A 7,401-nucleotide genomic window follows, 5' to 3' on the forward strand; every position below is an offset into this window, starting at 1 on the left:
AAACAAAGGATTTCCCCGCGCTTTAAAGCGCGGGTCCGGCTGGATCTTCAGGGCCGCCCAACGGGTGGGCCTGACTTCCATTGATTTACTAAGGAATCCCGGCCCCCTCCCCGACTGATAACAAAGACTGTTAATCTTAATCTGGCTCCATTTTTGCCAAGAGCACCATGACGCGCACCAACTGGTTAAAACTCAGGTCCAATTCCAATTTGGTGAAATCTTCTGAATACACATTCCCAAAACCATATTTGAACCGGAAGCGCCCGCGCCGTTTCAGTTTTTCATGGTGATAACTGTAGCCGTCATAGATTGGTATGATGTTATCCAAGAGTTCGACTTTCTCCCGCCATGCATCTGCTTCTTTTTGCTGTTTGAAATATTCCTCTTGGGTTTTCATCCATTCGGCGGCGTATTCGTTTAATAATCGGCGCTTTATATCTCCCGTGATAGCCTCCGGCGTCCTATTGGCAGAAACGCCAATAGTGAACTGTGACCGCCCCCAATCATCGCCGGGCAGCAAGCCGCCGATTTTTAAAAAACGATGCTTATTCCAATAAGGACCAATTCCAATCCCCTGCCCTCGAATGGAATCGTTGGTTAGGATGGCCCGGGAACCCCATTCATTGAAATTACCGTCTTTGCTCTTGATCGCATTGTATCGCCACGCACCCGGTAAAAGGGGCGCGATAGCACGCCCCAATTCCTGAAGCTCTGCCATTATGCCGCCTCCCCGCATGTGGCCGATAAAGCCTGACGGCGGCGCGGGCGTGGTGCCTGTGATCCATACTTAGCCCGGATTTCATCCATGGACTTATTCCCGCCACGGCTGCGGTAATCCTCCGGTCTGAAGTACCAACTTTTCTTTTTGGACGCATACTTAAACTTTGCCGACTTCAAGGCATCCTTGTGGGTTTTGGTGTCACCGGTAACCCATGCCCAAGCGCCGCAAACCTCAATGGACAGGCCGGGCAAATCTATAATTGAATTCAAGGCTTCATTGAGTTGTTCAGGATAATCACCGGGCGCTTGTTTGCTATTGGAGAAGTCAAGCTTACCGGAAAAATCTTTCAATACATCATATGCCGCGTTTACCATCTTCATCATGTCCGCGCCTGCCGGATTCGTGTCTGGATGATATTTCCGGGCGGCTTCGCGGTAAGCAGATTTGATAGTCTCTGCATCAAGTTCACCGGACAAACCAAGAATTCTAGCAGCATCGTAAATGTTCATGACCAGTCTTTCCGTTATTAATCAGGGTTGCACATGCAACCCTGACTAGCCCTGTGGCGATGAACGGAAGGGGGATAGCAATCACCGAACAGAAAAGTTTTTTTATTCGCACAAGCGCCAGCGCGGAGAATGAAAAAAGTTTTATGTGAGCGCTTGCGTCCAGTGATTGCAATAGGGGGAAACGTGTCGCGTTTCCCCCTGATCTGACAAATAGAAAAAGCCCCGTGTCTTTAAGGCGCGGGACCATACGAACCTTCAGGGGCGCGCACAGCGCGGCGCTGACTTCGACACAATAATAAAAGGCCTCACCAGTAATATTCTGGTGAGGCCATTTTTTCCGCCGAAAGGGACTAGGGGGAAGGGGCATCCCTTAAAGCGGAGGGTCAGAAAAAGAGTGGCCAACAACTTTTTGATCGTCAGCCGAGTTGTTCCCGCCACCGGGAATTGAAACAGAACCCTTAGGAGAGGTTGCGGTAAGCAGACGGGTTAACTCTTCCATTTCTGATACGGCCCGGTCAGCAGTTGTTTCACCCCGCTCTATGGCGGTTTGCAGATCAACCAGCGATTTGAAAACCACGCTGTCACTGTCCGGGCAAACAAGAAACTCAGAAAAGGTAGATTCCGGGCTTCTTTTCAACGCACGAACTGAAATATTCAGTTTTGTGCAAAAGGAATGAATGATCGCTGGTTCAATTTTTACTCCTGCGACGAGGGTCTTTTTAAACCAAGCAGTTTTGGAGGTATCAACAAGCGCTTCAAAAATCGCAGACTTCAGTTTTTTATGCTCGTGATAATCAATGATCATGCCGCTAACCAAGTTGCATTATTTGAAATATTTAATGTTGATATTTCATATATCGCGCCACTCGGCTATAGTGTCAACAAAAAAATAAAGCCCCGGCATCCGAGAGGAAGCCGGGGCTTTAGATGTATTGTTAGAAAACCGCATAGGAGAACCACCACCTATACGGCCCACAAATTCAATTTAGCATATAGCTTTCCCTACGCAACAATAAATGTATCAAATTGAAGGAATTTTACTCGACGTATTTTGACTTCCAGAATGACAAAAGGACCATGGCAAGGCCTGCCGTGATCAGGAACACGGAAATTGCAAAAATGCCGATAGAAAAAGTCTGGAAATGCAAAACCGCTGATTGGGCTAATAAGTTTCCAAAGATGATAAAGGAACCGGTCCAACGAAAACGCTTTCGATTGATTTTGATTTTGCCCCCCTCCCCTAGACTGAACTTTGGTCCTGTCGAAGTGATGGAATCATAGGCTAAGTCAGTCTTTTCAAATCCGCTGAAGAATGCCCGAAACACAAAAACAAAAGCTATGAAACCAAAGGCAACGCCGAAAACCAATCCAATGGATTTCAAGAATGATAACCCTTGGATCAAACTCATAAGGTAAGCTATCAGGAAGAACGAGCCACCAACCAAAATAGCAGCCCCAACGCCTGCACAGGTGGATTTAAAAAGCCTAATATTATCCGTTATCAGTTTGTAAAGCATAGGCTCCCTCCGCTTTTGCCTTCCTGATCCGGCGATAGATTGTATCGCGGGATACATCAAAGGTTTCCGCTACGACGGGAACTGGCTTTTCCTCTTTTAAGAGAAGAATTTTAGCCATTTCCCATTGTTGATCAGTAATTGATTTAGGGCGTCCCAAGGAAACGCCGCGAGCTTTCGCCGCTTCCAATCCCTTGTTGGTTCTATGCCTAAGGTTATCCAACTCAAATTGAGCTAGGCTCGCCATCACATGGAAATAGAAGCGGCCAATTGGGGTGGTTGTATCAATATCATCATTCAGGGAACGGAGATTGACGCCTAACTTACTTAATCTCTCTGATATCTCTATGAGATCTCTCGTGCGTCTTCCTAACCGATCCTGTTTCCATACAACAAGAACATCCCCTTCTCTTGCAATATTCAAAGCCTTTTCAAATTCGGGCTTGTAAGCATAGCCGCCAGATATCGTTTCAGAAAAAATCCGTTCACAACCGGCTTTTTGCAAATCTCGTATTTGCATATCAAGATTTTGTTCCTCGGTAGATACTCTCGCATATCCAATTAACATAAGAGCCTCAGTTGCAAAATTAAGTGAGAAAAAAATCATATTGCAACAAGTTAATTATGCAACAGGATTTTGCAAACGGATTTCTGCGGGTTACGGGAGGGGTCTTGATATGTTGCAAAAACGTACGTTATTGCAACACATTCCGGTATGAGCCGGTAGCCAGACCAGACATTGTGCCTGCGCTCCATCGCCAGTGATGAAACCAAAAGGATTAGAAGGCCGGGTTTTCATCAGCTTAAAATCATGATCGGCGAACGGTGATATCTTGTTCAGATTCATTGCTTCTCTTCCCACCTATTTCAGACACGGTTAAATTCGCTTACCTAATTGAGCGGGTTCACCTAAATATCTGGCTACACCAGTGCAGATGTTTTCCCACAGGTCGCTGCATTCAACGAACTCAATCTCGCGCTCGCTTAAACGCTGGTAAAACGCGCTAAAGCATCCTTCAACCCACTCTTGGCTTTCATCCACCAAAAAAAGCGGGATGTTATGCAAGAGGTCATTCAAATGATAGATGGTTGCTTTAATACGATTTAGATTAGGGTATTGACCTGAAGCGTATCGCAGATAGATGGCAATATCTGTCGCCACTTCGGAACAAATGCGCTGCCTTTCTGAGACAGTTAGACTGTAATCTTTGCTGTATTTCACCGTTGCGCCCTACTCTACGTTTTTGAGCGGGGTCAGATTCACCGGTGCATTCAACATTTTTTCAACGGCATTATCCATCTTCGGTTCATTGATACACAGATCATTCACCGGTAGATCTTTGATGAACTGGATTTGGAATTGATGCCCCTCTTTGAAACTGAAAATTGGGACTGCCGCCCTCCTATTCACCTCTAATGCAGGTAGACCCGCCGCGCCATCCTTGTCAGTCGCATAAGCGAGACAATCCCCAATGCCGTTCTTTGTATTCGCTGACAAGCTGCTATCGGAAGAAATTACTCGGAAAAAGCAAATTGGTAACCTTGACTGATCAGCGCTGGTTACAGACTCATAATGCCCAATGAATGCAGTACCGGGTGAAATGGCCGGATTGTCGCGATCAGGGTTGAAATGAGATTGTGTAACAACAGCAACAACCAAGCCCGGAATTTCGGTATTGATAGCCTGATCCAGAGCCACAGAAACTCTATCCCCAACGGTAAAAGCGGGTTGGTCTGCATGAACACCGGCGCTTGTCATAGACAAAACAAACGCAGTGGTTACTAAAAAACGCGAAAACATGGCTGAAAGTTCCTATCCTGCTATCACCTAATGGTGCGATACAGGAAATAATAGGATATTTATTTCCTATTGCGCAACATCAATATCGAGACAAAAAGATAGCTAACGCCTGAAAAAATCAAAGGTATTAAGTAAAGTTGTTACCGGATTATAAAAAGCCTGACCCGGACCCCAGAACGAAGGCCAAAAACATGATTGCCAGAATAATCTGGCTGGAATTGTCTTCTCTTACATGGACTTCCAAATACACATCTTTCCGGTATGTATCCCGGTCACGTGAAAACGTATCGAAGAGTACAAAAAGCGCCATGAATATCGCGGCCCCTGCTTCTTTCCATGCTCCAAAACAAAGCTTCAACAGATAATAGAGGGAAAGGACAAGATAGATTACCAAACACGTGATAATGAACCACCTAGTTTCCAGCAATCCAACCTCAGGCACAATAAGAGTACCCCAAGGCCCAAGCTCGGGATCTTTCGGCCCGGTAAAGAAAATTAATCGAACCATAAGAAAGGGAATGGCAAAAGGAACAGTGATCGCTAGAAATACATGGATAGCGTTTACTATTTCCTTAAATAACATTTCAATTGCCTTTCACTTGATACGTTCAATCAATTGGAGCTTTTTAAACAGGTGTTCCGGTTATCCATACTAACGGTGCCGGAATTTCAGTATTTTTAACGACACCATCCAGATTCGTAATCAATTGATCCAAATCCGATTGAATAACGCCATGTTCGCGTCCCGTAGATTGCACACAATCGAGAACCGTAATGAATGGAGACGGAGTGATCTGAGAACTCTTTTCAGAGTCAAAGCAGTTTTTAATGATGGCGTCGTAGACAGGTTTTTCGTAAGTGTTTGAAGAGGCCCAGTCCGACAGTACTTCTTCCCGCTGGGAATCTATGTCTCCAAATACTTGAATAAACTGGAACATAGACAGTCCACCCAAAACTATAACTGGAGTGGTAATACCCACTACGATTTTGCTGATTAAACCCACTGTTTATCTCCTATTGTTCGGTCTGTGGCCCTTTGCTGGATGATTCAACGATACGGAATGTAACGGAGAGCCAAGCAGATCCCTGCTGCGTTCAGCTCAACCTTATTGGACCGCACTTCTGAAGGGGTCAGATTCTGTTCCTGTAATTCTCGGACATATGCCTCTGCTATCTTTCGCGACGGAAAACACCTATCAAGCTCTACCCTGTCTTCCTCTGCCGTCACCTGGAATATGGTAATTTGCCTTGCCATCTCTCGGCCTCTACTTGGAATCTATCAATGCACAGCGTGATTCAAGATTCTCTGCTGGATGTTTCCCCCACTTCGGATGCTTTACAGTGCACAGAATAGTTTGCCCGCCTGACCCATTTGAAAGGATCAGTTTATCGTCACCTAGAGTATGTTGGATTGACCACCCAGTCTCCAAAAGCTCTGCGATCGGCTTTTCAACGATTTGATAGAGCGTGGGGATGTAACCTTTCTCAGCATGCGCGCTAACTCCGGTTGCCAGGAGAGCAGCAAATGACGCCGGAAGAAATTTCAGTGACTTCATTTGTATCCCTTATATGTCTTTGGCCAAACCGGCCCTTATTTGGATGTTTCTAATGCTTCGATTTCAGCGATGACATCATCCCGCCTGGACTCCAGTCCGATGCGGGTCACACGGTTCGTTTCAGGAATTTTGGCAAGCAGTTCGTCAAGGTGAGCCAGATCGGCTTTCAGGAAGGCCTGAGGACAATAAGCCGCCGCCAGGATCTTTTGGGCGATATCAGTCCACCATTCGACGCTATTGCAATGCTCGACGCCTCCAAGTGTGACGCCAATATCATCACCGAGTTTTCGCACTCTGCCGTAGTTATTCATTGCCTCGGCCTTTACTTGGAAAAATCTCTTGCTGGTTCAATTACACTTTGGAAGCATCTTCCCAAGCGGACACAACGATCTCTTTTAAGCGCCCCTCCAGGCCTTCAAGGTGCGGCGGCGTCCCGTTGTGATCAAGCCACTTAGACAGATGGTCCCAGACTTTATAGATTTCAGCGATTGACAATAAACCGGCCCCTGATTTCAGATCAGCAAGCGCCTCTGACAATTCTTCAGTATCCGAGACAGAAAGAAGTCCCATTAACTCTTCACGGCCCAACACCCTGCTTGTCACGATCATACTATTGGCTTTTCTTCTTCCTTCGGAAGTGATCCGGTCCCAAACTGCGTCATGTGAAATAGTCATATTCTTAGGCCCTTTACTGGATGAATCAAAAATGGTTGTCGCGACCGCTAATCCGATTGCCGACTTTTGCCCCGGGGTAAGCTGACCCTACTGCTTCTATGCTGCTGAACTCCGGGTCGTCGTTCTCCGACGCCTTTTTCATGTCGCCCAGCCGGAAAACGTCAAATCCGCCTCCCTCGCGCACCAAGAGTTCAACATTCGACGGCATCTGCTGTAGGCAGGCCTTCAGATTTGCGCACCACGCATCAATGTGTGTCTGGTTTCTCATGGTATGGCCCTTTCTTGGAATTCCTACTGATCTGCTGCCAGCTTTTTGGCTGGTACGGTTTTGCAAAATCTGATGAACTTCACACAATCCGGACAATTTATTTTACCTCTGGTTGGGTGCGAAATTTCTGCACCTCCGCCGGAGCCATCATCTCCGTCAAGAGAAAGCCCACAGAGTGTGTAATCACCAACAAGTGGCGATTCCACATGATTGAGACACTCTCCATCTGGCAACTTTACTCTGACTAGTTCCTGCATCGTCTGGCCCTTATTTGGATGTTTCTAATGCTTCGATTTCAGCGATGACATCATCCCGCCTGGACTCCAGTCCGATGCGGGTCACACGGTTCGTTTCAGG

At 46.5% G+C, this 7,401-nt stretch carries 12 protein-coding genes; all 12 read right to left on the reverse strand.

The window, feature by feature from the left end; genetic code table 11:
* Positions 1 to 136 precede the first annotated feature (136 nt).
* The 12 genes from DFP90_RS21450 to DFP90_RS21510 all read right to left on the reverse strand — a co-directional run bounded on the left by DFP90_RS21450 (position 137) and on the right by DFP90_RS21510 (position 7,044).
* The gene (locus DFP90_RS21450) at positions 137 to 718 is read right to left on the reverse strand and encodes a hypothetical protein (RefSeq protein WP_115939375.1); all 582 of its coding nucleotides are present in this window, start codon (positions 716 to 718) and stop codon (positions 137 to 139) included.
* Positions 718 to 1,230 (reverse strand): J domain-containing protein, encoded by a 513-nt coding sequence (locus DFP90_RS21455; protein WP_115939377.1) that lies wholly within the window; start codon positions 1,228 to 1,230, stop codon positions 718 to 720. Before DFP90_RS21455 ends, DFP90_RS21450 begins: the two co-directional genes overlap by 1 nt.
* 370 nt (positions 1,231 to 1,600) lie before the next feature.
* A complete protein-coding gene (locus DFP90_RS21460) occupies positions 1,601 to 2,035 on the reverse strand; it encodes a hypothetical protein (protein ID WP_115939379.1) in 435 nt (144 codons plus the stop codon).
* A 232-nt stretch (positions 2,036 to 2,267) separates the two neighbouring features.
* Positions 2,268 to 2,747: a hypothetical protein gene (locus DFP90_RS21465; RefSeq protein WP_115939381.1), complete on the reverse strand. Its 480-nt coding sequence runs from the start codon at positions 2,745 to 2,747 to the stop codon at positions 2,268 to 2,270.
* Complete coding sequence (locus DFP90_RS21470) at positions 2,722 to 3,312, reverse strand: recombinase family protein (RefSeq protein ID WP_115939383.1); 591 nt, start codon at positions 3,310 to 3,312, stop codon at positions 2,722 to 2,724. The genes DFP90_RS21465 and DFP90_RS21470 overlap by 26 nt, the downstream gene beginning before the upstream one ends.
* Positions 3,313 to 3,621: 309 nt before the next feature.
* Positions 3,622 to 3,966 (reverse strand): hypothetical protein, encoded by a 345-nt coding sequence (locus DFP90_RS21475; RefSeq protein ID WP_147301096.1) that lies wholly within the window; start codon positions 3,964 to 3,966, stop codon positions 3,622 to 3,624.
* Positions 3,967 to 3,975: 9 nt separating this feature from the next.
* Positions 3,976 to 4,545: a TraB/TrbI/VirB10 family type IV secretion system protein gene (locus tag DFP90_RS21480; RefSeq protein ID WP_115939387.1), complete on the reverse strand. Its 570-nt coding sequence runs from the start codon at positions 4,543 to 4,545 to the stop codon at positions 3,976 to 3,978.
* Positions 4,546 to 4,693: 148 nt separating this feature from the next.
* Positions 4,694 to 5,128, reverse strand: coding sequence for a hypothetical protein (locus tag DFP90_RS21485; protein ID WP_115939389.1), 435 nt, complete (start codon positions 5,126 to 5,128; stop codon positions 4,694 to 4,696).
* 43 nt (positions 5,129 to 5,171) lie between these two features.
* The gene (locus DFP90_RS21490) at positions 5,172 to 5,549 is read right to left on the reverse strand and encodes a hypothetical protein (protein ID WP_115939391.1); all 378 of its coding nucleotides are present in this window, start codon (positions 5,547 to 5,549) and stop codon (positions 5,172 to 5,174) included.
* A gap of 587 nt (positions 5,550 to 6,136) precedes the next feature.
* Positions 6,137 to 6,412, reverse strand: a complete 276-nt coding sequence (locus tag DFP90_RS21500) for a hypothetical protein (RefSeq protein WP_115939395.1) — start codon at positions 6,410 to 6,412, stop codon at positions 6,137 to 6,139.
* A gap of 40 nt (positions 6,413 to 6,452) precedes the next feature.
* Positions 6,453 to 6,776 (reverse strand): hypothetical protein, encoded by a 324-nt coding sequence (locus DFP90_RS21505; RefSeq protein ID WP_147301097.1) that lies wholly within the window; start codon positions 6,774 to 6,776, stop codon positions 6,453 to 6,455.
* 25 nt (positions 6,777 to 6,801) lie between these two features.
* Complete coding sequence (locus DFP90_RS21510) at positions 6,802 to 7,044, reverse strand: hypothetical protein (protein ID WP_115939399.1); 243 nt, start codon at positions 7,042 to 7,044, stop codon at positions 6,802 to 6,804.
* Between the last annotated feature and the right edge of the window lie 357 nt (positions 7,045 to 7,401).

Origin of the sequence: Aestuariispira insulae (genome assembly GCF_003385955.1) — a bacterium.
In the GTDB taxonomy this organism is placed as follows: Bacteria; Pseudomonadota; Alphaproteobacteria; order UBA8366; family Aestuariispiraceae; genus Aestuariispira; species Aestuariispira insulae.

Excerpts from the sequence above, each read along its gene's own strand:
- DFP90_RS21450 (WP_115939375.1), bottom strand. The coding sequence starts at position 718 with ATGGCAGAGCTTCAGGAATTGGGGCGTGCTATCGCGCCCCTTTTACCG.
- DFP90_RS21455 (WP_115939377.1), bottom strand. The coding sequence starts at position 1,230 with ATGAACATTTACGATGCTGCTAGAATTCTTGGTTTGTCCGGTGAACTT.
- DFP90_RS21460 (WP_115939379.1), bottom strand. The coding sequence starts at position 2,035 with ATGATCATTGATTATCACGAGCATAAAAAACTGAAGTCTGCGATTTTT.
- DFP90_RS21465 (WP_115939381.1), bottom strand. The coding sequence starts at position 2,747 with ATGCTTTACAAACTGATAACGGATAATATTAGGCTTTTTAAATCCACC.
- DFP90_RS21470 (WP_115939383.1), bottom strand. The coding sequence starts at position 3,312 with ATGTTAATTGGATATGCGAGAGTATCTACCGAGGAACAAAATCTTGAT.
- DFP90_RS21480 (WP_115939387.1), bottom strand. The coding sequence starts at position 4,545 with ATGTTTTCGCGTTTTTTAGTAACCACTGCGTTTGTTTTGTCTATGACA.
- DFP90_RS21485 (WP_115939389.1), bottom strand. The coding sequence starts at position 5,128 with ATGTTATTTAAGGAAATAGTAAACGCTATCCATGTATTTCTAGCGATC.
- DFP90_RS21500 (WP_115939395.1), bottom strand. The coding sequence starts at position 6,412 with ATGAATAACTACGGCAGAGTGCGAAAACTCGGTGATGATATTGGCGTC.
- DFP90_RS21505 (WP_147301097.1), bottom strand. The coding sequence starts at position 6,776 with ATGACTATTTCACATGACGCAGTTTGGGACCGGATCACTTCCGAAGGA.
- DFP90_RS21510 (WP_115939399.1), bottom strand. The coding sequence starts at position 7,044 with ATGAGAAACCAGACACACATTGATGCGTGGTGCGCAAATCTGAAGGCC.